Genomic DNA, 23,006 nt, shown 5'->3' with positions numbered 1-23,006 from the left:
CGGCCAAAAGGCCGCCGGACCGCGCGGGGCTAGGGTATGATGCGCATTCCGTGACTTAGTGACTGAGCTTGAGTCCCCATCCCTCGAAGACGAACAGGATGGCGAAGCCGTACCACAGGGTGTAGAGCACGTAGAAGACCAGGGAGAAGATCACCAGGCCGATGTCGTCGGTGATGCTCTGGGCCTCGACCCCGAAGTAGTTGTAGGAGGCCTCCACCGCCTTGGTCTGGACCGTGTCCACCGCCTTGGCCGCCGCGAACTCCTTCTGGTTGCTCAAGGCCTTGTTCATCAGCTTGAACGAGGTCCACCAGTTGAACAGGACGCGACGCGGCTCGATGCCGTACTTGGACTGTATGACATCGCCGTTGTTGTCGTACATGACCTGGGCGTCGTCCAGGCTGCCCTTGAGGATCGTCCCCAGGGAGCCGGTCAGATGCAGGGCCTTGCCCTCGGCAGTGGCCTGCGCCCCAGCCTTGACGAATATCTCGGCCGACTGGGCGGCCTGGGCCTCGGAGCCGTAATTCATGGTCACGTCGATGGCCTTGCCGTCGAACTCGGCCATGTCAGCTTTCAACTGCCCGGAATAGTTGATGGACCCCTTGGAGATGGAGTTGTAGAGGTTGTCCAGGAACTGCATGCCGTTGTGCCCGTGATAGATGGGCTGGAACATCATGAACAGAACCACGAAGAAGACGACCAGCAGGCTCGCGCCCGTATAGAATTCCTTCTTGTTGTAGATCATGGCCCTACGCCTCCTTTCTCTTCAGCTTGGAGATGTTCATCAGGAAGGTCCCCACCACCCAGACGGAGAACCCGCCGATGACGATGAAGAATGCCCAGATGCCGATGGTGTTGAGTATGGACCCCATGCCCGGCGAGAGCGAGATGATGTCCATCTCGGCCAACTTGCTCGGCAGGGCGAAGATCCGGTTCATGAAACCGGCCAGCACGGCCATGGCGTAGAAGCCGCGGATGGTGATGCCGGGCACGATCTTGGTCACCAGTGCGCCGATCTGGATGCCCAGCAGGGAGCCGATGAGCATGCCCATGGCCAGGGTGTAGAAGATGAAGCCGTAGATGGCGTACTGGGTGATGGAGGCGAAGCCCGCCGTGAACACGATCTGGAAGATGTCGGTGCCCACCGTGGTCATGGAGGAGACGCCGAGCACGTAGACGAAGATCGGGAAGGTCAGGAAGCCGCCGCCCACGCCCATGATGCCCGCGGCCAGGCCGACCAGCGCGCCGGACATGACCAGGAAGATCCAGGAGATCTGACGGCCGCCGGCCACCAGGTCCTGGTCGAACTTGATCATGGGCGGGCACTTGACGTCCTGGAGGTTGCGGCACAGGGCGCCGATCTCGGCCCCTTCGGCACCGCCGTGGGCGTCGCCGCCCTTGTCGGCCTTGCGCGAGCGCAGGAAGTCGGTCAGGGCGTAGAAGCCCAGGAAGCCGAGCATCAGCGAGTAGACCGTGGTGATGAAGGCGTCGCTCAGGATCGGGTTGATCTCGTACAGCACGCGGTTGATCACGCCGCCCGCCGTGGCCCCAAGGATCGCGCCGATCAGGAAGACCACGGCCAGGGACACGGACACGTTGCCGAGCTTGCGGTGGATGACGCTGCCCATGATCGCCTTGGCGAAGATGTGGAACAGGTCGGTGCCGACCGCCAGGATGCCCTTGATGCCCGCGGACATGAGCGCCGGGGCGATGATGAAGCCGCCGCCCGCGCCGATGCAGCCGGTGATCAACCCCGCGCCCACGCCGATGGCGATGGAGACCATGAAGATGCCCAGGCTGTAGAAGGCCGGGCTGTAGGCCTTCTTGCCGCCGAGCAGGGCGGGCAGGGCCGGCCCGATGTCGTCGGCGAAGGCAACGCCGATCAGGATGATGGGAATGATCATCAGCCCGATGAGCAGCAATTTCTTGCGGCTGCTGACGATGGATTTGGCGTTTTCTATCTCCCACTGGGCAAGGGCTCCGGCCCCCGCCATCATGAATCTACCCCATTGACTGAAAAATCGCATGATTATCCTCGCTTCCTCTTGTTTTGTTCAACCCGTCCGAAGCACCCACCCTCGGGCCGATCACTTCGAATTGCTTCGCTTCCTCATGGCCGCATCTTCGATCTTGCGAACCAGTTCCTCCACATCCGCCGGCTTCAGAAGGTAGTCGTATGCCCCCATGGCCAGGCTGGAAATGACGATGTCCGTGTTGGCGTGGGCGGTCAGCATGACCACCTCCACCTCGGGATGACGTCGCTTGATGGCGCTCAGGGTATTGATGCCGTCCATGCCCGCCATCTTGATGTCGAGCAGGACCACGTCAAAGGGCGCGCCGTCCATGATCTCCAGGGCCTGAACCCCGCCGGACGCGGTCGTCGCCGACAACCCCCGGCGGTCCAGACGCTTGGCCAGGGCATCGGTGTACCCGGCCTCGTCGTCTATGAGCAGCACCCTGATGTCGTTCATGCCCGCACGCTCCCCGCGCCCAGTTCGAGCGCCTTGTCGAGCAGCCTGTCGAATTCCACGGGCTTGGAGAGATAGCCCGCCGCACCGAGTTTGATGCACTCGTCGCGGGCCTCCTCGCTGCCGTGGCCGGTGAGCATGAGCACCGGCATGTCCGGGGCCATCAGCCGAAACACCTTGAGGATCTCGATCCCGTTCATGCCCTGGAGCTTGAGATCCACGATGGCCACGTCGAACTCCTCGCGGCGAAGCAGCCGCACCGCTTCATCGCCGCTGGCGGCCGACGCCGCTTCCACGCCCCGTCGGCGCATGCGCTTGCACAGGACCTCGGCGAACCCGGTCTCATCGTCCACGATGAGCAGGCGCACGACGCGCCCGGCGCCGCCGACGTTGTCCATGGTCCTGTCCACGCCGCTACCCCATGCGCCCGGCGATCTTGCTGAGCCGGGCCTCGATGGCCGCTTCCTCGTTCTCGCCCTTGAGCGCTACGGCCTCGGCGATCTTCTGGTTCAGGTCCTCGAAGCTGCACGGCTTCATCAGATAGTCGTACGCTCCGTGCTGGATGCCCTCCACGGCCGAGGGGACCGTGGCGTGACCGGTCAGCATGATGACCTCGACCAGGGGGTGCGCTTCCTTGATCTCCTGCAACACGACAAGGCCGTCCTTGCCGGGCATCTTCATATCCAGGATGACCACCTGGATGTTCGGATGTTCCGCCAACCGGACCATGGCCTCGTCACCGTCGAAGGCTTGGAAAACGGTCATGTTGCGCTTTTCGAGCCGCTTGGCCATGGTCTCGACGAACCCCCGTTCGTCGTCCACGATCAAAACAGTGGCATCAGTCATGTCGAATCTCCTGTCGCGTTTCAGGTTGCCTGGCGGGCATCGGCAGCGGCAGACGGATGGTGAACCGCGTGCCCTTGCCCACAGTGCTCTCCACATCTATTTCTCCACCCATCTGGTGGATGATTCCGAAACATATGGACAATCCGAGCCCGCTGCCCTTGCCCACGGGCTTGGTGGTGAAAAACGGGTCGAAGATGCGGGCCAGGTTGGCGGCCGGGATGCCGGGCCCGGTGTCCTCCACGGTGATGGCCGCCTGGCCCTCCTCCACGCCGCAGCGGATGAACAGCTTGCCGCCGTCCGGCTCCATGGCCTGAATGGCGTTGTTGACCAGGTTGAGCAGGACCTGCTGCAATTCCGTGGCCGAGGCCGAGATGCGCGGCATGGACTCGTCCAGGTCGAGGTCGAAATCCACCTGGGCGAAGCGTGCCTGTTGCATGGAGATCTCCACCACCTCGCGGATGAAGTCGGGCACGGACATCTCGGTCGCCCTGGTGTCGGACTGCCGGGCGAACGACAGGAGCTTGTGGGTGATGTCCTTGCACCGCCGCCCCTGGTTGCCCACCTGGGTCAGCGCCCGCTTGATCTCGCCGTAGGACGGCAGGTCCTGGCCCTCGTCCTCAAGGAGGTCGCTGACCCAGCCCGCCTCCTCGATCATGATGGCTACAGGGTTGTTGATCTCGTGGGCGATGCCCGCGGCCAGTTCGCCGATGGCCGCCAGCTTGCCGGTCTCGACGATCTGCTTGCTCATGAGCTCGGATTCCTGGTCGATGGCCTGGAAGCGAAGCACGAGCTTGCGCGAAATGATCAGGGCCATGGCCACGATGGCCAGGCCGCCGATGAGAAAGATGCCCAGGGTGACGTACTCGGTGCGGGTCATGGCCGAAAAGGCGTCCGAGGTGTTCTGCTGGTAGACCAGCTTCCAGTCGCCGCCCTTGAGGGGCGCGGTCACCGTGACGTAGGTGTCGCCGCCCTTGTCCACGGACTCGGCGATGGACACGCCGGGCACGGAGTTGAAGTCGGCGATCCGGCGGCGCGGGGTCAGCTCCAGGTCCTGGTTGTGCTCGTCCTTGGGCCGGGTCTGGTACACGCCCCGGCCATTCAGGATGTAGGCGAAGCCGGTCTCGCCGATGCGGATGTTCTGAACCAGGTAGCTGAAGGACAAGAAGTCGATGGTCGCCCGCAGGGTCCAGCGATCCTCGCCCCGCCCCTGGCTGACGGAGATGATGAAGTGGGGGGACTGGCGCAACCCCTCGAAGACGTCGCTGATGATGGCGTCGCGCTCCTTGGAGTTGCGGAACCAGTCCGCCCCTGAATAGTCCGCGCCCAAAAGGCTGAACGGACCGGCATAGGCCACCTGGCGGCCGTGGCTGTCGACCACGCCCAGATCGACGAAGATGCGGCCGTACTGCTGCTGCATCCCGCGCAGGGCCTTTTCCAGGTGGTTCGAGGTGGTCAGGTCTTGGAAGGTGGAGGTCCGGCTGATGTACTGGACCTCGGTGAGCTTGTCCTGCAGAAAGGTGTTGATGTCGGCCGCGTGCTTGTCCACCACCTCGGCCAGGTGGGCGAAGACCTTTTCGGTGTATATGGAACGGAACTGATGGAAGATGAGGCCGCCCACCAGGATCAGCGGGGCAAAGGACACCGTGATGACCGTCAGCGACAGGTTTCGCGACAGGTTGTCGTAGGATGACTTCCGCTCCGGATGCATGGCCCCACTCTCGGTTATGGTCTCGGCCTTGACGGCCGCAGGAAATGCCCGACACCTCTCCAGCTGAGGCCCTATGAGCAAATCGTGTGCCACAGCCGTCACCGCGCGAGCTGGATGACGGCCGCCGCTACTTTTTATAACTTTTTGAAATAACTATATTATCAAAAAACATCCTCTTGCCGTCCGCAGCCCCTCGCGGACCAATATGGACCCTTTCTGCACCCTGTTTTTTGCTATTTTCATGAAGTAAGTGGTACTTTTCCTCCCAGTGATACAAAATGTACCGATACCCTTTTACCACCCTGAAACCCCGTAGAAAGGGACCCCCGAAACATTCATATCACAATGCGGGTAAAAACACCCCACTTATCCCTTCATTGCCTTGAATCCTTATGGCAATTTATTTTGTGTTCCCTGTTGCAGCGGGTGGTTCCTTCCGAACCATTGTTACTCAACATCCTGAAATTACAGTTTTTAATTTGTCATCGACAAGCGGAGAAAAAAGTATCAAGACGTGGTGCGCATGCAACGGCTGGCATGTTCATTGAAAGGAACCAACACAGGAGAAACCAGGCATGACCGATCCCGTCCGCATACTGCTCGTTGACGACGAGGCCGCCTTTGTCGCCGCCCTGTCCCGGCGGCTCGGCCACCTCGGGGCGTCCGTGCGCACGGCGGAAGGCGGCGTGGACGCCTGGGCCGTGCTGGAATCCGGCCCCGTGGACGTGGTCCTGCTGGACATGAACATGCCCGACCTGAACGGCATCGAGACCCTCAAGATCATCCGCAAGAACTTCCCCGAGACCGAGGTCATCGTCCTCACGGGCGAAGGCGACATGACCCGGCACATGCAGTCCCTGGACGCCGGGGCCTTCGACTACCTGCTCAAGCCCGTGCCCCTGGAACGGCTCTGGAAACGCATCCTGGACGCCGCCGGACGGTAGCCGCCCTCCCTTCCGAATCCCCCTGCGCGCGGCCCGGCACCCCCCCGGTCCGGAAACAATCCCCTGATATGCAAAACGCGGTGTGAAAAAAGTCGATGGGGGTTGCATTGCTCCACGACTCCGGGCAATCTGGTAAGAATGTCTCCCTTGGAGACCGTTCCGTAACCCAGCCCCATCAGGAGTGAATGTGACGCAAAGAATAGAGATCGGCGGCCTGTCCATAGACGGGAATCTCGCCGAAGCCGTCAGGACCATATCGGCAGGAACCGGACTGGATGAAACCGCCTTCTGGACCGGAGCCGAAAGCGTGTTCCGGGCCTTTGCCCCGCGCAACCGCGAACTGCTGGCCGAGCGCGACCGCATCCAGGCGGCCATGGACGAATGGCACCGGGCCCATCCGGGCCAGCCCGGGGACAAGCGGACCTACCACGCCTTCCTGCGCGAGATCGGCTATCTCGTGCCCGAGGGCGGGGACTTCACCATCACCACCGAAAACGTGGACCCCGAGATCGCGACCATCGCCGGGCCGCAGCTGGTCGTCCCGGCGACCAACGCCCGCTTTGCCCTGAACGCGGCCAACGCCCGCTGGGGCAGCCTGTACGACGCCCTGTACGGCTCGGACGTCATCGAGAAGGACGCGGTCCCGGCCAAGGGGTACGACCCCCGGCGCGGCCAGCAGGTCATGGCCTGGGCCGCCGCCCACCTGGACACGGCGGTGCCCCTGGCCGACGGCGCCCACCGCGACGCCACGGCCTTTGCCGTGACCGACGGCCCGGCGGGAAGGACCGTGGCCGTGACCCTGCTCGACGGCCGGACCACCGCCCTGCGCGACCCGGACCAGTTCGCGGGGTATGTGGAGGAGAACGGCGCGCTCAAGTCCCTGCTCTTCGTCAAGAACGGCCTGCACATCGAATTGCGGTTCGACCCCGAGCACCGAGTTGGCCGCGACCACCCGGCGGGCATCAAGGACGTGGTCCTGGAGTCGGCCATGTCCACCATCCTCGACTGCGAGGACTCCGTGGCCGTGGTGGACGGCGAGGACAAGGGACTGACCTACCTGAATCTCTTCGGCCTGGTCATGGGCGACCTTACGGCCAGCTTCGACAAGGGCGGCCGGACCGTGACCCGCACCCTGAACGACGACCGGACCTATGCCGCGCCCGGCGGCGGGACCGTGACCCTGCCGGGCCGGAGCATGCTCCTGGTCCGCACCGTGGGCCACCTGATGACCACTGACGCGGTGCTCATGGACGGGCCCGACGGCTACGAGGAGGTGCCCGAGGGCATCCTCGACACCCTGGCCACCGGCCTGATCTTCCTGCACGACCTGAACGGCGACGGCCGCTGGCGCAACAGCAGGACCGGCAGCGTGTACATCGTCAAGCCCAAGATGCACGGGCCCGCCGAGGTCGCCTTCACCCGCGACCTGTTCGCGGCCGTGGAAAAGGTCCTGGGACTGCCCGCCCTGGCCCTCAAGGTCGGCATCATGGACGAGGAGCGGCGGACCACCCTGAATCTCAAGGAGTGCATCCGGCAGGCGGCCGAACGGGTCATCTTCATCAACACCGGCTTCCTGGACCGCACCGGCGACGAGATCCACACGGCCATGGAGGCCGGGCCCATGGTCCGCAAGGAGGCCATCAAGGCCGAACCGTGGATCGCGGCCTACGAGGACTGGAACGTGGACATCGGCCTGGCCTGCGGCTTCTCGGGCAGGGCCCAGATCGGCAAGGGCATGTGGGCAAAGCCCGACATGATGCGCGAGATGGTCGAGACCAAGGGCGTCCATCCCAGGGCCGGGGCCAACTGCGCCTGGGTGCCTTCGCCCACGGCCGCCACCCTGCACGCCCTGCACTACCACCAGACCGACGTGTTCGCCCGCCAGCGCGAGCTGGCCGGGAAGATGCGCGCCTCCCTGGACATCCTGACCACCCTGCCGCTCATGCGCGGGGAGCGCCCCTCGGCCGAGGACGTGGCCCATGAACTGGCCAACAACTGCCAGTCCATCCTCGGCTACGTGGTCCGCTGGGTGGACCAGGGCGTGGGCTGCTCCAAGGTCCCGGACCTGAGCGGCACGGGCCTCATGGAGGACCGGGCCACCCTGCGCATCTCGAGCCAGCACCTGGCCAACTGGCTGCGCCATGGGATCTGCACCGAAGAGGCGGTTCTGAAGACCCTCAAGGCCATGGCCGAGGTGGTGGACCGCCAGAACCAGGGGGACCCGGCCTACCGGCCCATGGCCCCGGACTTCGACGGGAGCTTCGCCTTCCAGGCGGCCCGCGACCTGATCTTCAAGGGCGCGAGCCAGCCCAACGGCTACACCGAACCGATCCTCCACGCCCGGCGCCGCCAGGTGAAGGCCGCCGCGTAACCCGTCAACCAGGAGACACGAACATGGTGCCCGTCACCACCTCCATCTTCGAACTGCTCAAGATCGGCCCCGGCCCGTCCAGTTCGCACACCATCGGCCCCATGCGGGCCGGATTCGACTTCATGCGCCTGATCCGGGAGCTGCCGGACGAGAACCGCCTGGCGGCCGACGACCTCGAAATCAGGCTGTTCGGCTCCCTGTCCGCCACGGGCGAGGGCCACGGCACGCCCAGGGCCATCCTGTCCGGGCTGCTCGGCTCCCAGCCCGACACCTGCCGGGCCGACACCCTGGAGCAGTTCATGGACAAGGACAAACCCTTCGACCTGGACCTGGGCGGCCGGACCCTGGCCTACGCCCCCGGCCGGATCATCATGGACGCCATCCAGCACGACTACGCCCACCCCAACACCATGATCTTCCGGCTCAAGGCCGGGGACCGCGTCCTGCTGGAGCGCATCTACTACTCCGTGGGCGGCGGATTCCTGCGCTGGGAGGGCTGGGAGGAACCGGACCGGGGCGAGCCGGTCCACCCCTACTCGACCATGGCCGAGCTGAAGAAGCACCTGCGGGACAAGTCCCTGCGCCTGCACGAGCTCATCCTGGCCAACGAGATGGCCATCACCGGGGCCACCGAGGAGGAGATCAACCTCGGGCTGGACCACATAGTCGCGGTCATGGAGCAGGCCGTGGAGAACGGCATCCGGACCTCGGGCGTGCTGCCCGGCCCCATCGGGCTCCAGCGCAAGGCCGCGGCCATGTACGACCGCGCCCGGCAGGAGTACTTCCAGGGACCGGGCTTCATCAAGGCGCTCAACGCCTACGCCCTGGCCGCCTCCGAGGAGAACGCGGCCGGTCACTGCGTGGTCACCGCCCCCACCTGCGGGGCGGCGGGCGTGATCCCGGCCATCATCTTCATGCTCAAGCGCCACACCGGGGCCCTCCAGGCCGAGGTGCGCGAGGGACTGCTGGCCGCCTGCGCCATCGGCTTCCTGTGCAAGCACAACGCCTCCATCTCCGGGGCCGAAGTGGGCTGCCAGGGCGAGGTGGGCGTGGCCTCGACCATGGCGGCGGCCATGATCGCCTACGCCCGGGGCTACCGCTTCCAGGTCACGGAGAACGCCGCCGAGATCGCCCTGGAGCACCACCTGGGGCTGACCTGCGACCCGGTGGGCGGGTTCGTCCAGATCCCGTGCATCGAGCGCAACGCCATGGGCGCGGTCAAGGCCTTCAACGCCTACCTGATCGCCTCCACCCTGGACGAGAGCTACCAGAAGGTGGACCTGGACAAGGCCATCCGGGCCATGGCCCAGACCGGCCGGGACATGTCCAACAAGTACAAGGAGACTTCCGAGGCGGGCCTGGCCCTAAGCTTCACGGAATGCTGACGATCCGCCGGGCCGACCGGTCCGGCGCCCCCGTTCTCGCCCCCCGGCCGGACGCTGAACAAGGTTCAGCGGCACCGGCCGGGGGGAGAATTTTGGTTGCTTTTCAGCCATTTCCCTGCTAAAAAATGCTCTTGGCTTTTGCCCATTTTTCTATTGGGAGTTCGCAGTGATTTCTTTCAGAGGCGTCAACAAATGGTATGGGGACTTCCAGGTCCTCAAAAACATCAATCTCAGCGTGACCAAGGGTGAAGTGGTCGTGGTCTGCGGGCCTTCCGGGTCCGGCAAATCGACCATGATCCGCTGCATCAACCGTCTCGAGCCCATCCAGGAAGGCGACATCCTGGTGGACGGCATGAACGTCTCCGACCCGCGCACGAACATGACCCTGCTGCGCGCCGAGGTCGGCTTCGTCTTCCAGCAGTTCAATCTCTACCCGCACATGACGGTCATGGAGAACATCACCCTGGCGCCGACGCTTGTTCGCGGCATGAGCCGGGGCGACGCCACGGCCATCGGCATGGACCTGCTCGGCAAGGTCGGCATCCCTGACAAGGCCGGGGCCTACCCGTCCCAGCTCTCCGGCGGCCAGCAACAGCGCGTGGCCATCGCCCGAGGACTGGCCATGCAGCCCAAGATCATGCTCTTCGACGAGCCCACCTCCGCCCTGGACCCCGAGATGATCAACGAGGTCCTGGACGTCATGAAGTCCCTGGCCCGCGAGGGCATGACCATGGTCTGCGTCACGCACGAGATGGGCTTCGCCCGCGAGGTGGCGGACCGCGTCATCTTCATGGACGAGGGCAACCTGGTCGAGGAAAACACGCCCGAGGAGTTCTTCCACAATCCGCAATCCGACCGGACCAAGGACTTCCTGAGCAAGATTCTCAGCCATTAAAGGCATCAGCGCCCTTGCCGGACACGGTGTCCGACAAGGGCTTTTTCATAGGAACTCAACAATCAGGAGAGGTACATGAGAGTTCTCAAAATCACCGCCATGGCCGCGCTGCTGGTCCTGGCCGCTTCCTTCGCGTACGCCGGTCCCACCTACGACCGCGTCATGTCCACGAAGACCCTCAAGGTCGGTCTGTCCAACCAGGGCATCCCGTTCGGCTTCATCGACGACAAGAACGAGTGGGTCGGCTTCGACGTCGACATGGCCACCGAGATCGCCAAGCGCCTCGGCTGCAAGCTCGAGAAGGTCGTGGTCAACAACAACACCCGCATCTCCTTCGTCCAGACCAACCCGCCCAAGGTGGACATGGTCCTGTCCAACATGACCCACAAGCGCGTGCGCGACGAGAAGATCGACTTCTCCATCACCTACTTCTTCGACGGCCAGAAGTTCCTGGCCAAGAAGGGCACGGTCAAGGACGTCAAGGACCTGGCCAACATGAAGGTCGGCTCCATGCAGGGCACCACCTCCATCGTCAACGCCACCGCCTACCTGAAGGAACTGGGCAACCCGAACCCGTCCGTCACCGGGTATGACGGCGAAGTCGCCATGTTCGAGGCCCTGCGTTCCGGCCGCGTCCAGGCCATCACCACCGACTCCACCATCCTGCTCGGCTACGCCGCCAAGGTGCCCGGCCAGTTCGAACTGGTCGGCGACTTCATCTCCGACGAGCCCTACGGCATCGGCCTGCCCCAGGACGACTCCGCGTGGCGCGACACCATCAACTTCACCCTCCAGGACATCTGGAAGGACGGCACCTACAAGCAGATCTACGACAAGTGGTTCGGCCCGGATTCCCAGTATCCCTTCCCGCTGACCTCCAAGATCGAGATGTGGCCGTAGGCCCCGTCGAGAAGCATGAAACGGGTCCCGGAGCCAACCGCTCCGGGACCCTCTTCCTGTAAAAGAGCACGATGATAAAACGGTATTTCGAGAAAATCTGGGTCCAGAACCTGACCCTCCTGGTCCTGACGGGCCTGGTCGTCTATTATTTCGCCTTCATATTCGAGTTCAAGTACGACTTCGACTGGGCGGTCTTCGCCGTCGAGGGCCAGTACGGCCACATGGGCCACCTGATGCTCAACGGCATCAACACCACCCTGACCATCACCGTCTACTCGGCGGCCATCGCCCTGGTCATGGGCACGGTCTTCGGCCTGGCCCGGCTGTCCTCCTTCAAGCCGGTCTACTGGTTCTCCACCTGCTACGTGGAGCTCTTCCGCAACACCCCGCTGCTCATCCAGCTCTTTTTCTGGAACTTCGCCCTGCCCTACGCCTTTCCCGAGGAACTGCGCCTCAAGCTGTTCGACATGAACTTCGAATTCTGGTGCGCCACCGTGGGCTGCGGCATCTTCACCGGCGCGTTCATGGCCGAGATCATCCGCGCGGGCATCCAGTCCATTCCCAAGGGGCTCCTCGAAGCCGCCTACTCCTCGGGCCTGACCTTTCCCCAGACCCTGCGCAAGGTCATCCTGCCGCTGGCCTTCCGCGAGATCATTCCGCCGCTGGGCAGCGAGTTCCTGAACAACATGAAGAACACCTCCCTGGCCATGACCATCGGCGTGACCGAACTGTGCTGGTCCATGACCGAGGTGTACTCCCTGACCTACCGGACCTTCGAGGCCTTCTCCGTGGCCACCGTGGTCTACCTCGGTCTGTCCCTGTCCATCGCGGGCATCCTCTACATCGTCAACGAGCGCCTCAAGATCATGCCCCGCGACCGCATCACCCCCCTGCGCAGGGTGGCGGACGTCCTCTTCTGGCCCTTCGACTTCCTCGGCCGCAAGCTCGAATACGTCTTCTGGTATTTCCGCAAGAGCCCGGACCAGCGCACGGTCTCGCCCCTGCGCGGCGCCCTGCGCCAACTCGCCAGGCAGTGCATCCTGGCCCTCAAGATCCTCTTCGTCGCCGCCCTGGCCTACGTCCTCTACAAGATCGCCGTGGCCCTGGTGCACTTCAACTGGGCCATCATCGGGGCCAACCTCAAAACCCTGCTCATCTGGCGCTTCCCCAACGGCGACGAGACCGAGTTCTGCTACGGCCTGGGCGGCCTGGCCGGCTCCCTGCTCATGGCCGCCATCTCCATCACCGGCAGCTTCTTCATCGGCCTTGTGGTGGGCATGGGCCGCACCGCGCACAACCGCGTCTTCCGCATCCCCTGCCTGCTCTACATCGAACTCATCCGGGGCGTGCCGCTCATCCTGGTCATCCTGTGGTTCTACCAGGCCATCCTCGAATTCGTCTTCAAGGTGGACGTCCAGGCCTTCTGGGCCGCGACCATCGCCATGACCTTCTTCTTCGGCGCCTACATCGCCGAAACCGTGCGCGGCGGCATCGAGAACATCCCGCCCGGCCAGGTGGAGGCGGCCAAGGCCTCGGGCCTGACCTACCTCCAGACCATGCGCAAGATCGTCCTGCCCCAGGCCCTCAAGCAGATGCTCCCCGCTCTGGTCGGCATGTTCATCGCCGCCTTCAAGGACACCTCCCTGGCCTACATCATCGGCGTCATGGAGCTGACCCGCGCGGCCTACGCCATCAACAACCGGATCATGGTCTACCCCTTCGAGATCTACACAACCGTGGCCGTGCTCTACTTCGTCTTCAGCTACTTCATGAGCCTCTACGCCAAACGCCTCGAACGCAAACTCAGCCCCGAGACCGTGCGCATCGAGATGTAGCCGGTCCCGGAACATGACCAGACAAGGGGGGAGCGCTTCGGTGCTCCCCCTTTTTGCGTTCCCGGCGCCAAACGTGCGCAACATGTGCGCATGCCCGCAACGGACGTATTTTTCCTTTCAAATATTTCAGCCGGTTGTAAATGGCACACGCCTTGCGATGCGTACAGTAACACGAACGCAAACCATTGGAGGCATCATGCGACGTATTCTGATCACCCTGACGGCCCTGTGCTCCCTCGGACTGGCCGCTTCGGCCTGGGCCGGGCCCACGGCCCCGGACACCCTCCGGCTCGAACCGCCCAAGACCATGGAAGCGGTCAAGTCGCCGGTGGACTTTCCCCACGGCGCTCACCTGAACCGGGCCGCCGACTGCACCACCTGCCACCACACCTGGGACGGCAAGTCCGACATCAGGGCGTGCGGCTCCTCCGGCTGCCACGACCAGCCCGGCAAGAAGGGCGAGACCGCCTTCTACACCGCCTTCCACGGCAAGGACACCGACCGCAGCTGTCTGGGCTGCCACAAGACCGCCAAGAAGGACGGCAAGCCCGCCCCGGCCTCCTGCAAGCAGTGCCACCAATAACCTCCATACCCCATCCCCCACACCCCGAAGGCCCGCCCCGTGCGGGCCTTCCCGTTTCCGGGAGGCCGAGGCCTCCGGACGGGACATCCGGGGCGGCCGCAGGGAACGCCGCCACCGACCGAACCTTCCCACCGGCGCGCACGCGTGCGCAAACCCTGCGCTCCGCCGCGAAACGATAAAAAATATTATCAAAGTAAACAGCATGTTAAGAAATGGCACACCCCTTGCCATATTGAAATCAACGAAACCAAAACCAAGGAGACATTATGCGACGCTTCATCATCCTGACCCTGACCCTGTGCATGCTCGGCTTCACCGCTTCCGCCTGGGCCGGTCCCGGGAACAACGGCCGGGACAACCACGGCCAGGCCGTCCGCCAGTTCAACCAGCAGAGCCGACAGGGCAACCAGTCCTTCCACAACCAGGGCAACCAGTCCTATCACAACCAGGGCAACCAGGGCGTCCGGCAGTCCGCTCCCGGCATGTCCGGCCAACGCTTCATGCAGCCGGGCCACAACGTGCGCCATCAGCAGGCGAACTCCCCCCGCCATCATCAGGAACACCGCTTTCAGGGCCGCCACTTTCAGGGCCAACGTCCGCGCGAGGTGCGGCGCGAGGTGCACACCGGCCACCGGAACGTGACCACCTCCTCGGTGCAGGGTTCCTACCTGAGCATCGGCGGCGGCCAGATGCTCTCCCTCCAGATCCTGGCCACCGACTAGCCGCGCCCGACGCGGTCCGCCCCTCCTCCAAAAGAAAAGGCCCGCTCTCAGGCGGGCCTTTTCTCGTTTTCAGGGGAATGCCGGGATCAGGAGACGCGGATGGCCTCCTTCACGGCCTTGAGTTTCTTGACCTCGGCCAGGGCGGAGTAGAGCTGGTCCAGATCCTTGACCTCCACGGTGAAGTTGAGCAGCGTGGTGCCGTCCACCTTGGACTCGAACTCGCCGGAGTCGATGTTCACGTCCAGGTCCGCGAGCATGGAGCAGATGCGGCCGAGCATGCCCGGCTTGTTCAGGCACTTGATCTTGACCTTGGCCGGATACGGCTTCTCCTCCACACCCTCCCAGCTGACCTGGATGAGGCGTTCGTCCTCGAAGTGGCCCACGTTGGGACAGTCGATGCGGTGCACGGTCACGCCCCGGCCCCGGGTGATGTAGCCGATGATCGGCTCGCCGGGCAGGGGGTTGCAGCAGGAGGCGAAGCGGACCAGCACATTGTCCACACCGGAAATCTGCAACCCGTCGGCCTTGGGCTTCTTGCCGATCTCCACGGGCGAGGGGGCCGAGGGCTGCTGCTCTTCCTCGGGTTCCGTGGCGACGGCCGCCTTCTCCTTGAGCTTCCGCTCGTCCAGGGTTTCGCCGTGCAGGACCGCGTAGAGGCGCTTGACGACCTTGCGCGGAGTGAAGCGCGAGAAGCCGATCTGGGTCAGAAGCTCGTCCACGCTTCCGCAGTTGAACTCCCCGGCCAGCTTGATGAGCTCGCCGTCCTTGATGGCCTTCTGCATGTTGATGCCCACCCGGCGGCCTTCCTTCTCGAGCATCTCCTTGGCCAGGCTGATGGCCCGCTCCTTTTCCACGGTGCGGGTGTAGTGCTTGATCCGGGTCCGGGCCTTGGCGGTCTTGACGAATTTGAGCCAGTCCCGGCTGGGCACGCGGTTCTTGTCGGTGATGATCTCCACCGAGTCGCCGTTCTGGAGCCGGTACTGCAACGGCACGATGCGGCCGTTGACCTTGGCCCCGGCGCACTTGTCGCCCACCTCGGAGTGGATGGAATAGGCGAAGTCCACGGGCGTGGCCCCGTCGGGCAACTCCTTGATGTCGCCGTTGGGGGTGAAGACGTAGACCTCGTCCTGGAACATCTCCAGCCGCAGCGAGGACATGAACTCGCGCGGGTCGGACAGCTCGCGCTGCCAGTCCATGATCTGCTTGAGCCAGGTGTACCGCTCGGCGTCGCGCCGGCCTGCTGTCTTGCCCTTCTTGGCCCCCTTGCCCACCTCCTTGTACTGCCAGTGGGCGGCCACGCCGTATTCGGCGATGCGGTGCATCTCCTCGGTGCGGATCTGTATCTCGATGCGCTCGCCGTCCGGCCCCATGACCGTGGTGTGCAGCGACTGGTACATGTTCGCCTTGGGGATGGAGATGTAGTCCTTGAACCGGCCGGGCACGGGCCGCCAGGCCGCATGGATCAGGCCGAGCACGGCGTAGCAGTCCTTGAGCGAGCCGACGATGACCCGGAAGGCGATGAGGTCGTAGATCTCGTCGAAGGTCAGCCCCTGCTGCTCCATCTTGACCTGGATGGAGTGCAGATGCTTGGTTCGGCCGAACACCCTGCCCTTGATCTTGTTCTTCTTGAGCATGTCGGTGATCAGGCCGATGACCTTGTCGATGTACGGCTCGCCCGCGGCGCGGTGCTCGTGCACGGCCTCGGAGAGCTGGGCATAGACGTCGGGCCGCAGGTAGCGCAGGCAGAGGTCCTCAAGCTCGGTCTTGACCCGGTGCAGGCCCAGCCGGTTGGCCAGGGGCGCGTAGATGTCCTGGGTCTCCTGGGCGATGAGCCGCTGCTTGACCGGCTTCATGTACTCGAGCGTGCGCATGTTGTGCAGGCGGTCGGCCAGCTTGACCATGAGCACGCGGATGTCCTCGGCCATGGCCAGGATGAGCTTGCGGATGTTCTCGGCCTGCTGCACCGCCTTGGACTCGAAGTCCATGCGGCTGATCTTGGTCACGCCGTCCACGATGTCGGCCACGTCCGAGCCGAACAGCTCCTCGATCTCGTCCACGGTGGTGTCCGTGTCCTCCACGGTGTCGTGCAGCAGCCCGGCGGCCACGGTGGCCTCGTCCAGCTGCATGTCGGCCAGGAGGTAGGCCACGTTCATGGGATGCGAGATGTACGGCTCGCCGGACCGCCGGACCACGCCGTCGTGGGCCTGGGCGGAAAAGACGTAGGCCCGCTGGATCAGATCCAGGTCCGGGTCCTTGATGTATGAGGCCACCTTGTCGGTGATTTCGTTGATGCGAATCATATATGTCCGTCCGTGTTACGGCTGATGTTGCAGCCCGCGCGGTATCCACCACTTTTCGGAATTATAGGAGATTCCCGCCGGGGCGGCCTTGATGTTCTGAATCCGGGCCTGGACGATGGGCAGGGCCATGGGCACGTAGAGAAAGCAATAGGGCGCGTCGTCGTGCAGGATCTCCTGCACCCGGTCGTAGAGGGGCTTGCGCGCCGCCTGCCCGACCAGATGCCGCCCCCGTTCCAGCAATTCGTCCAGCTCGGGGTTGACGTAGCGGGTGAAGTTCAGCCCGCCGTCCACGGCCTGGGAGGAATGCCACACGTCGTAGATGTCGGGGTCCTGGAGGATGTTCCAGCCGAGGATGATGGCGTCGAAACGGCCCTTGTCCACGAACTCCTTGATGAACGCGGCCCACTCCACCGTGCGCAGGGAGACCTGGATGCCCACGTCCCTGAGCCGCTGCTGGAGGATGACCCCGGTCTTGATGCGCTGGGTGTTGCCCTGGTTGGTGATGATCGAGATGGCGAACCGCTTGCCGTCCTTGTCCAGCCAGCCGTCGCCGTCCGAATCGGTCCAGCCCGCCTCGGCCAGGAGCTCGCGGGCCTTGGCCGGGTCATAGGGGCGCGGCTTGACGTTCATGTCGTACTGCCAGGTGCCCGGCTTGTACGGCCCGTTGGCCGCCGCGCCCAGCCCGTAGAGCACGCCCTTGACCAACTCGCGGCGGTCGATGGCGTAGTCGACGGCCTGTCGCACGCGCACGTCCTGAAAGAACGGGTGCTTGAAGTTGAAGCCGAGGAAGGTGTAGCCCGAGGCCAGGAACTCGAACTTCTGGAAACTGCCGTCCCAGCCCGGCCCGGAGGTCTGGTAGAGGTATTGCAGGGGATCGAGCCCCATCATGTCGAGGTTCCCGGCCTTGAGCTCCAGGAACTGGGTGCCCATGTCCGGAATCATGCGGTAGACGATGCGGTCGATGTACGGCTTGCCCTCGAAGAAATTCGGATTGGCCGTCAGGACCAGCTGGCTGCCCGCGGTCCACTCCGTGAGCATGTACGGCCCGGCCCCCACGGGTGCGCGGCTGTACCTGGTGTTCAGCAGGTCCTCGCCCTCCAGGAGGTGCTTGGGCAGGATGTCCGTGGCCCAGGAGACCAGGGCCTTGGCGAACGGCCTGTCGTAGGTCACCTCGAAGGAGAATCTGCCGGTCTTGCGGAATTCCTTGACCAGCTTGAAGTTGCCCGCATAGGCCGTGGGCGTCTTGGGGTCGATGGTCAGACGGTAGGTGAACTCCACGTCGTCGGCCGTGAGCTGGACCCCGTCGGTCCAGTAAATGTCCTCGCGCAGCTTGAAGCGCAGCAGCCTGCCGTTGTCGAGGACCTCGTAGGACTCGGCCGCGTAGGGCACCAGGTTGATGTCCTTGTCGTACTTGAGCAGGCCGACGTAAATCTGGCCCGCGATCTCGTGGGAGGACCCGTCCGTGGCCAGGATGGGGATCAGGTTGCTCGGCTCGCCGATGGTCGGCTGGACCAGCGTGCCGCCCGATTCGGGCTCGGCCGGGATGTCGGCCGGGTTCACCGGAGGCACGGGCGTGGCCGGTCCTCCGCCGTCGGAACAGGCGGTCAGGAACAGTGCGCAAAGCAGGCAGGCAATCAGGTTCGCGAGTCTCATTTTCCCTTGCAAAAACAGTTTGGTTGGCCCATACAATTATGCGAGCATGGCTGATGTTCCCAGTATGGACCAACGGGTGCGAAAAGCCAAGGGTCCACATGGACATGGGGGAAAACAAATCCAGCTTGCCCATCGGCGGTGTTCCATGTAAGAAGTTCTGTTCGAATTTGTTGACCTGATTGATTTCGCGAGACATTGAATGAGCAGCGGTGAAGAACAGATAGTCAAATCCATACTCCAGGATTTCATCGGCGACAGCGTGCCGGACTACATCCTGGAGAGTGCCCATGGCATCGTGGCGGAGAACGGCGTCGCAAAACTGGACCTGAAGAAGCGGGAACAGTATTGGGACATCGACGGCCAGGTGCAGGGCGACGATTTCCAGAACTACACCTCGGAAATCGGGTTGAACCTGTCTGACAAGACCATCAATTACTACTGCAACTGCCCGGATTCCTTCTCCGGGGTCTGCCGTCACGTGGCCGCCACGGCCATCAAGCTGCTCAAGTCCCTGGACACCGAGTCCGGCGGCGAGATGCCCACCCCGCGCACGGACTGGCGCCAGACCTTCCGCCCCTTCTTCGCCACCGAGCTCGAACCCGAGGCGGGCCGCCACTACCTCATCTACCGCATCTACCCGGAGCTGGGCCGGTTGCAGGTGGCCTTCTTCCGCGCCCGGCAGAACAAGTCCGGCATCTCCCAGGTCCAGAACGAGGTCACCCTGGCCCAGATCGTCGAGAACGCCGACTGGTGCGACACCTCCCCGGCCCTGCCCGGCGTGGCCGAGCAGATCGGCCACTACCTGGACTACTGGGGCCACAAGGTCGAGATTCCGGCGGGCCTGCACTCCTGGTTCTTCCGCGCCATCAAGAACGAGTATTACCTCTATCTGCGCGAGACCGACCAGCCCGTGACCATCGAGTCCAAGACCATGCAGCTCAAGCTCTCGCCCGCGCTGAGCGAGGACGGCCTGTCCTTCGACATCCTCCTGGCCCGGGAGGACAAGATGCCCTTCCCCATCACCGACGAGGAGGAGATCTATTTCTACGGGCGGCTGCCGCTGTGGGTCTACTACAAGAACTCCTTCTACCCGGTGCAGACCGGGCTGGACCCCAAGCTGGTCCAGGGCATGGTCGAGCAGAAGCCCATCGTGCCCCACGCCGACGTGTCCGAGTTCCTGGACCGCGTCTGGACCCAGATTCCGGTCAGCGACCTCTACGGCCAGGAGGACTTCTTGGAGCGGGTCGGTCCCATCTTCCAGGACGCGGACTACGACCCCAAGCTCTACCTCGACGAGGAGGGCTCCCTGCTCGTGCTCAAGATCCAGAACATCTACTCCAACGAGCACGGGGAGTTCATCATGCCCGGCCCCAACCCGGACCTGCAGACCGGCTCCTACCACGAGGGCGGCAAGTCCTATCTCATCCGCCGCGCTCAGGACGAGGAGGCCCGGCTGCTGACCGAGCTCCAGGACATGAATTTCCAGCCCCGGAACAACCACATCTGGTTCATGGAACAGGAGGAGGCCATCAACTTCCTGCTGGACCACTACCCGCAGCTGGTCGAGGCCTACCGGGTCTACGGCGAACAGAACCTGACCCGCTACAAGGTGCGCACCACGCAGCCCGTGGTCGTGGCCGAGGTGGAGAGCGACGAGGAGGACAAGTGGTTCAACCTCGAGCTGTCCGTGCAGTACGACGACCAGCGCGTGCCCATCGACGTCATCTGGGAGGCGTGGACCAAGGGCAAGCGGTACGTCCAGCTCAAGGACGGCTCCTACACCAGCCTGCCCGAGTCCTGGCTGAACAAGCTCGGCCACAAGCTCAAGGCCCTGGGCTTCGACCCGGAAAAGGCCCCCAAGCAGCAGTTCAACCAGTTCGAGGCCCCGGTGCTCGAAAAGATCCTGGAGGACCTGCCCCAGGCCCAGACCGATGAATTTTTCGTCAAGCTGCGCGAGAAGATCAACAACTTCGACCAGATCAAGATCATCGCCCAGCCCAAGGAGCTGCAGGCCACCCTGCGCCCCTACCAGATTCAGGGCCTGAGCTACCTGAACTTCCTGCGCGAATACGGCTTCGGCGGCATCCTGGCCGACGAGATGGGGCTCGGCAAGACCATCCAGACCCTGTCCTACATCCAGTCCCTGGTGGACAGCGGCGTGACCGGGCCGAACCTGATCATCGTGCCCACCTCGGTCCTGCCCAACTGGGAGCGCGAGGCCCAGAAGTTCGTGCCCGGCCTGAAGCGGCTGACCATCTACGGAGCCAAGCGCGAGGGGCTGTTCCAGCACATCAAGGACTCCCACCTGGTCATCACCACCTACGCCCTGCTGCGGCGCGACCTCGACGAACTGCTCAAGTACGAGTACGCCAGCGTCATCCTGGACGAGGCCCAGAACATCAAAAACCCGAACACCATCACCGCCCGCTCGGTGCGCAAGCTCGAAGCAGGCCTGCGCGTCTGCCTGTCGGGCACGCCCATCGAGAACAACCTGTTCGAGCTCTGGTCCCTGTTCGAATTTCTCATGCCCGGCTTCCTGGGCTCCCAGCACTCGTTCCAGCGCGGCATCGTCAAGCCCATCAAGGACGGCGACGAGGAGACGCTGGATTACCTGCGCACGCGGGTCAAGCCGTTCATCCTGCGCCGCACCAAGGCCGAGGTGGCCAAGGACCTGCCGCCCAAGATCGAGACCACGCACTACTGCGACCTTGTGGACGAGCAGCGCGAGCTGTACAACGCCCTGGCCAAGAAGCTCAAGGACCAGGTCCTCAAGGACGTGGACGAGAAGGGCATGGCCAAGAGCCAGATGTCCATCCTGGACGCCCTGCTCAAGCTCAGGCAGATCTGCTGCCACCCGCGCCTGCTCAAACTCGACATGCCCGGCGTGTCCACCAACCTGCCGTCCGGCAAGTTCGACGCCTTCAAGGATTTGGTGGTGGACATCATCGAAGGCGGCCACAAGGTCCTGGTCTTCTCCCAGTTCGTGCAGATGCTCCATGTCATCCGCAACTGGCTGCAAATCCGGGAGATCCCCTTCGCCTACCTGGACGGCTCGTCCAAGGACCGCTTCGAGCAGGTGGACCGCTTCAACGAGAACCCGGACATCCCCATCTTCCTCATCTCCCTCAAGGCGGGCGGCACCGGCCTGAACCTGACCAGCGCGGACTACGTCATCCACTACGACCCGTGGTGGAACCCGGCCGTGGAGAACCAGGCCACGGACCGTACCCACCGCATCGGCCAGAAGCGCCAGGTCTTCGCCTACAAGATGATCCGCCAGAACACCGTGGAAGAGCGCATCCTCAAGCTCCAGGAGCAGAAGAAGGACGTGGCCGAAGCGATCATCCCCGGCCAGTCCGCCCTCAAGAGCCTGACCCGCGACGACCTCGAAATGCTTTTCGAAATTTAGGTTAATAGGAATATTTCCTATTTACTTTCCGCACGGTCCCTGCTAGTTCATCGACCGTGCCGGTTGACGGCGCGCAACCGATGGACTTATCCGGAAGAGATCATGCTACATCCCATGCACAAGATATACGACCTGGTGACCTTCACCTTCGATCCCCTGCACCACTTCTGGGAAAGGGACTCCACCCAGCGGGCCGTGGCCGGCTTCCTGGTGGTGGTCTTCGTCCTGGCGCTGATCACCATCGAGATGAAACGGCAGGGCTGGATCACCGGGCAGCTCGGAGCAATGATCCCGACCAGCCACTTCATGGCCATCAACCTGGCCTTCACCCTGGTCCTGGTCCTGGAGGTGGTCGGCCTGATCTTCACCCTGCCCTGCTCCATCTCCAAGTCCGTGGGCAAGCAGTTCGAGATCCTGGCCCTGATCCTGCTTAGGGACGCCTTCAAGACCCTGGCGGACTTCCCGGAACCCATCACCATCACCGGCCACGAGACCGAGCTGTGGGAACTCATCTCGGACGGCTGCGGGGCCGTAATCATCTTCTGCCTGCTCGGGGTCTACGCCCTGCTGCGCCGCAACCTGGACGAAACCATCAGGGGGGGCACCCCGCTGTTCAAGTTCGTGGCCGCCAAGAAGCTGGTCGCCCTGGTCATGCTGGCCATCTTCGTGGGCATGGGCATCCAGAACGGCCTGCACGTGCTCCGGGGCGAGCATCCCTTCCACTTCTTCAAGAGCTTCTACACGGTGCTGATCTTCAGCGACATCATGCTGGTGCTCATCGCCCAGCGGTTCCTGCCCGAGTTCCGGGCGGTCTTCCGCAACTCCGGCTTCGCCCTGGCCACCCTGCTCATCAGGCTGGCCCTGACCGCGCCGCCCTTCTACAACGTGGCCATCGGCATCGGCTCGGCGGCGTTCGCCTGCCTGCTGACCCTTGTCTACAACATCTTCTATTCGAGCAATTCGAAATTCGTCCAGAAACGGCTGTGACAA

At 63.7% G+C, this 23,006-nt stretch carries 18 protein-coding genes; 10 read left to right on the top strand and 8 right to left on the bottom strand.

Annotation, left to right across the window (positions count from 1 at the left end):
* Window positions 1-55 precede the first annotated feature (55 nt).
* Genes DND132_RS00850 through DND132_RS00825 form a run of 6 tightly spaced genes read right to left on the bottom strand, consistent with a single transcriptional unit; the run spans window position 56 to window position 5,019 of the window.
* A complete protein-coding gene (locus tag DND132_RS00850; RefSeq protein WP_014320814.1) occupies window positions 56-742 on the bottom strand; it encodes a hypothetical protein in 687 nt (228 codons plus the stop codon).
* 4 nt (window positions 743-746) lie between these two features.
* Window positions 747-2,024: a sulfite exporter TauE/SafE family protein gene (locus DND132_RS00845; protein ID WP_014320813.1), complete on the bottom strand. Its 1,278-nt coding sequence runs from the start codon at window positions 2,022-2,024 to the stop codon at window positions 747-749.
* Window positions 2,025-2,084: 60 nt separating this feature from the next.
* Window positions 2,085-2,468, bottom strand: a complete 384-nt coding sequence (locus DND132_RS00840; RefSeq protein WP_014320812.1) for a response regulator — start codon at window positions 2,466-2,468, stop codon at window positions 2,085-2,087.
* The gene (locus DND132_RS00835) at window positions 2,465-2,863 is read right to left on the bottom strand and encodes a response regulator (RefSeq protein ID WP_014320811.1); all 399 of its coding nucleotides are present in this window, start codon (window positions 2,861-2,863) and stop codon (window positions 2,465-2,467) included. Before DND132_RS00835 ends, DND132_RS00840 begins: the two co-directional genes overlap by 4 nt.
* Before the next feature lie 16 nt (window positions 2,864-2,879).
* The gene (locus DND132_RS00830; RefSeq protein WP_014320810.1) at window positions 2,880-3,311 is read right to left on the bottom strand and encodes a response regulator; all 432 of its coding nucleotides are present in this window, start codon (window positions 3,309-3,311) and stop codon (window positions 2,880-2,882) included.
* Entirely contained in the window at window positions 3,304-5,019 is a 1,716-nt protein-coding gene (locus DND132_RS00825; RefSeq protein ID WP_014320809.1) for a sensor histidine kinase, read from the bottom strand. Before DND132_RS00825 ends, DND132_RS00830 begins: the two co-directional genes overlap by 8 nt.
* Window positions 5,020-5,594: 575 nt before the next feature.
* Between DND132_RS00825 and DND132_RS00820 the strand changes: the two genes are divergently transcribed.
* The 8 genes from DND132_RS00820 to DND132_RS00785 all read left to right on the top strand — a co-directional run bounded on the left by DND132_RS00820 (window position 5,595) and on the right by DND132_RS00785 (window position 14,654).
* Complete coding sequence (locus DND132_RS00820) at window positions 5,595-5,963, top strand: response regulator (RefSeq protein WP_014320808.1); 369 nt, start codon at window positions 5,595-5,597, stop codon at window positions 5,961-5,963.
* A 187-nt stretch (window positions 5,964-6,150) separates the two neighbouring features.
* Window positions 6,151-8,334 carry a malate synthase G gene (locus DND132_RS00815; RefSeq protein WP_014320807.1) on the top strand — a complete coding sequence of 728 codons (2,184 nt, stop codon included), beginning with the start codon at window positions 6,151-6,153 and terminating at the stop codon, window positions 8,332-8,334.
* Between the two features lie 23 nt (window positions 8,335-8,357).
* On the top strand, window positions 8,358-9,719 hold the full coding sequence (locus DND132_RS00810) for an L-serine ammonia-lyase (protein WP_014320806.1): 1,362 nt from the start codon (window positions 8,358-8,360) through the stop codon (window positions 9,717-9,719).
* Between the two features lie 166 nt (window positions 9,720-9,885).
* Entirely contained in the window at window positions 9,886-10,614 is a 729-nt protein-coding gene (locus tag DND132_RS00805) for an amino acid ABC transporter ATP-binding protein (RefSeq protein ID WP_014320805.1), read from the top strand.
* A 75-nt stretch (window positions 10,615-10,689) separates the two neighbouring features.
* Window positions 10,690-11,514: an ABC transporter substrate-binding protein gene (locus DND132_RS00800; protein ID WP_014320804.1), complete on the top strand. Its 825-nt coding sequence runs from the start codon at window positions 10,690-10,692 to the stop codon at window positions 11,512-11,514.
* 71 nt (window positions 11,515-11,585) lie between these two features.
* The gene (locus DND132_RS00795) at window positions 11,586-13,349 is read left to right on the top strand and encodes an amino acid ABC transporter permease (RefSeq protein WP_014320803.1); all 1,764 of its coding nucleotides are present in this window, start codon (window positions 11,586-11,588) and stop codon (window positions 13,347-13,349) included.
* A gap of 196 nt (window positions 13,350-13,545) precedes the next feature.
* Window positions 13,546-13,932 carry a cytochrome c3 family protein gene (locus tag DND132_RS00790; RefSeq protein ID WP_014320802.1) on the top strand — a complete coding sequence of 129 codons (387 nt, stop codon included), beginning with the start codon at window positions 13,546-13,548 and terminating at the stop codon, window positions 13,930-13,932.
* 266 nt (window positions 13,933-14,198) lie between these two features.
* Window positions 14,199-14,654 (top strand): hypothetical protein, encoded by a 456-nt coding sequence (locus DND132_RS00785; protein ID WP_014320801.1) that lies wholly within the window; start codon window positions 14,199-14,201, stop codon window positions 14,652-14,654.
* An 86-nt stretch (window positions 14,655-14,740) separates the two neighbouring features.
* Here the strand turns inward: DND132_RS00785 and DND132_RS00780 are convergent, their stop codons facing one another.
* Both DND132_RS00780 and DND132_RS00775 read right to left on the bottom strand, forming a co-directional pair.
* Window positions 14,741-16,954: a RelA/SpoT family protein gene (locus DND132_RS00780; RefSeq protein WP_014320800.1), complete on the bottom strand. Its 2,214-nt coding sequence runs from the start codon at window positions 16,952-16,954 to the stop codon at window positions 14,741-14,743.
* 15 nt (window positions 16,955-16,969) lie between these two features.
* Window positions 16,970-18,607, bottom strand: coding sequence for a peptide-binding protein (locus DND132_RS00775; protein ID WP_014320799.1), 1,638 nt, complete (start codon window positions 18,605-18,607; stop codon window positions 16,970-16,972).
* Window positions 18,608-18,806: 199 nt separating this feature from the next.
* Between DND132_RS00775 and DND132_RS00770 the strand changes: the two genes are divergently transcribed.
* Entirely contained in the window at window positions 18,807-22,016 is a 3,210-nt protein-coding gene (locus DND132_RS00770) for a DEAD/DEAH box helicase (protein WP_014320798.1), read from the top strand.
* 102 nt (window positions 22,017-22,118) lie between these two features.
* Window positions 22,119-23,003 carry a hypothetical protein gene (locus DND132_RS00765; RefSeq protein ID WP_014320797.1) on the top strand — a complete coding sequence of 295 codons (885 nt, stop codon included), beginning with the start codon at window positions 22,119-22,121 and terminating at the stop codon, window positions 23,001-23,003.
* Window positions 23,004-23,006 lie beyond the last annotated feature (3 nt).

It is taken from the genome of Pseudodesulfovibrio mercurii, assembly GCF_000189295.2.
In the GTDB taxonomy this organism is placed as follows: domain Bacteria; phylum Desulfobacterota; class Desulfovibrionia; order Desulfovibrionales; family Desulfovibrionaceae; genus Pseudodesulfovibrio; species Pseudodesulfovibrio mercurii.
This window is presented reverse-complemented; position numbering and strand designations above follow the sequence as displayed.

Bases quoted from the DNA above. Each gene is read 5' to 3' on its own strand.
- DND132_RS00850 (WP_014320814.1), bottom strand. From the start codon at position 742: ATGATCTACAACAAGAAGGAATTCTATACGGGCGCGAGCCTGCTGGTC.
- DND132_RS00845 (WP_014320813.1), bottom strand. From the start codon at position 2,024: ATGCGATTTTTCAGTCAATGGGGTAGATTCATGATGGCGGGGGCCGGA.
- DND132_RS00840 (WP_014320812.1), bottom strand. From the start codon at position 2,468: ATGAACGACATCAGGGTGCTGCTCATAGACGACGAGGCCGGGTACACC.
- DND132_RS00835 (WP_014320811.1), bottom strand. From the start codon at position 2,863: ATGGACAACGTCGGCGGCGCCGGGCGCGTCGTGCGCCTGCTCATCGTG.
- DND132_RS00830 (WP_014320810.1), bottom strand. From the start codon at position 3,311: ATGACTGATGCCACTGTTTTGATCGTGGACGACGAACGGGGGTTCGTC.
- DND132_RS00825 (WP_014320809.1), bottom strand. From the start codon at position 5,019: ATGCATCCGGAGCGGAAGTCATCCTACGACAACCTGTCGCGAAACCTG.
- DND132_RS00820 (WP_014320808.1), top strand. From the start codon at position 5,595: ATGACCGATCCCGTCCGCATACTGCTCGTTGACGACGAGGCCGCCTTT.
- DND132_RS00810 (WP_014320806.1), top strand. From the start codon at position 8,358: ATGGTGCCCGTCACCACCTCCATCTTCGAACTGCTCAAGATCGGCCCC.
- DND132_RS00800 (WP_014320804.1), top strand. From the start codon at position 10,690: ATGAGAGTTCTCAAAATCACCGCCATGGCCGCGCTGCTGGTCCTGGCC.
- DND132_RS00795 (WP_014320803.1), top strand. From the start codon at position 11,586: ATGATAAAACGGTATTTCGAGAAAATCTGGGTCCAGAACCTGACCCTC.
- DND132_RS00790 (WP_014320802.1), top strand. From the start codon at position 13,546: ATGCGACGTATTCTGATCACCCTGACGGCCCTGTGCTCCCTCGGACTG.
- DND132_RS00785 (WP_014320801.1), top strand. From the start codon at position 14,199: ATGCGACGCTTCATCATCCTGACCCTGACCCTGTGCATGCTCGGCTTC.
- DND132_RS00780 (WP_014320800.1), bottom strand. From the start codon at position 16,954: ATGATTCGCATCAACGAAATCACCGACAAGGTGGCCTCATACATCAAG.
- DND132_RS00775 (WP_014320799.1), bottom strand. From the start codon at position 18,607: ATGAGACTCGCGAACCTGATTGCCTGCCTGCTTTGCGCACTGTTCCTG.
- DND132_RS00770 (WP_014320798.1), top strand. From the start codon at position 18,807: ATGAGCAGCGGTGAAGAACAGATAGTCAAATCCATACTCCAGGATTTC.
- DND132_RS00765 (WP_014320797.1), top strand. From the start codon at position 22,119: ATGCTACATCCCATGCACAAGATATACGACCTGGTGACCTTCACCTTC.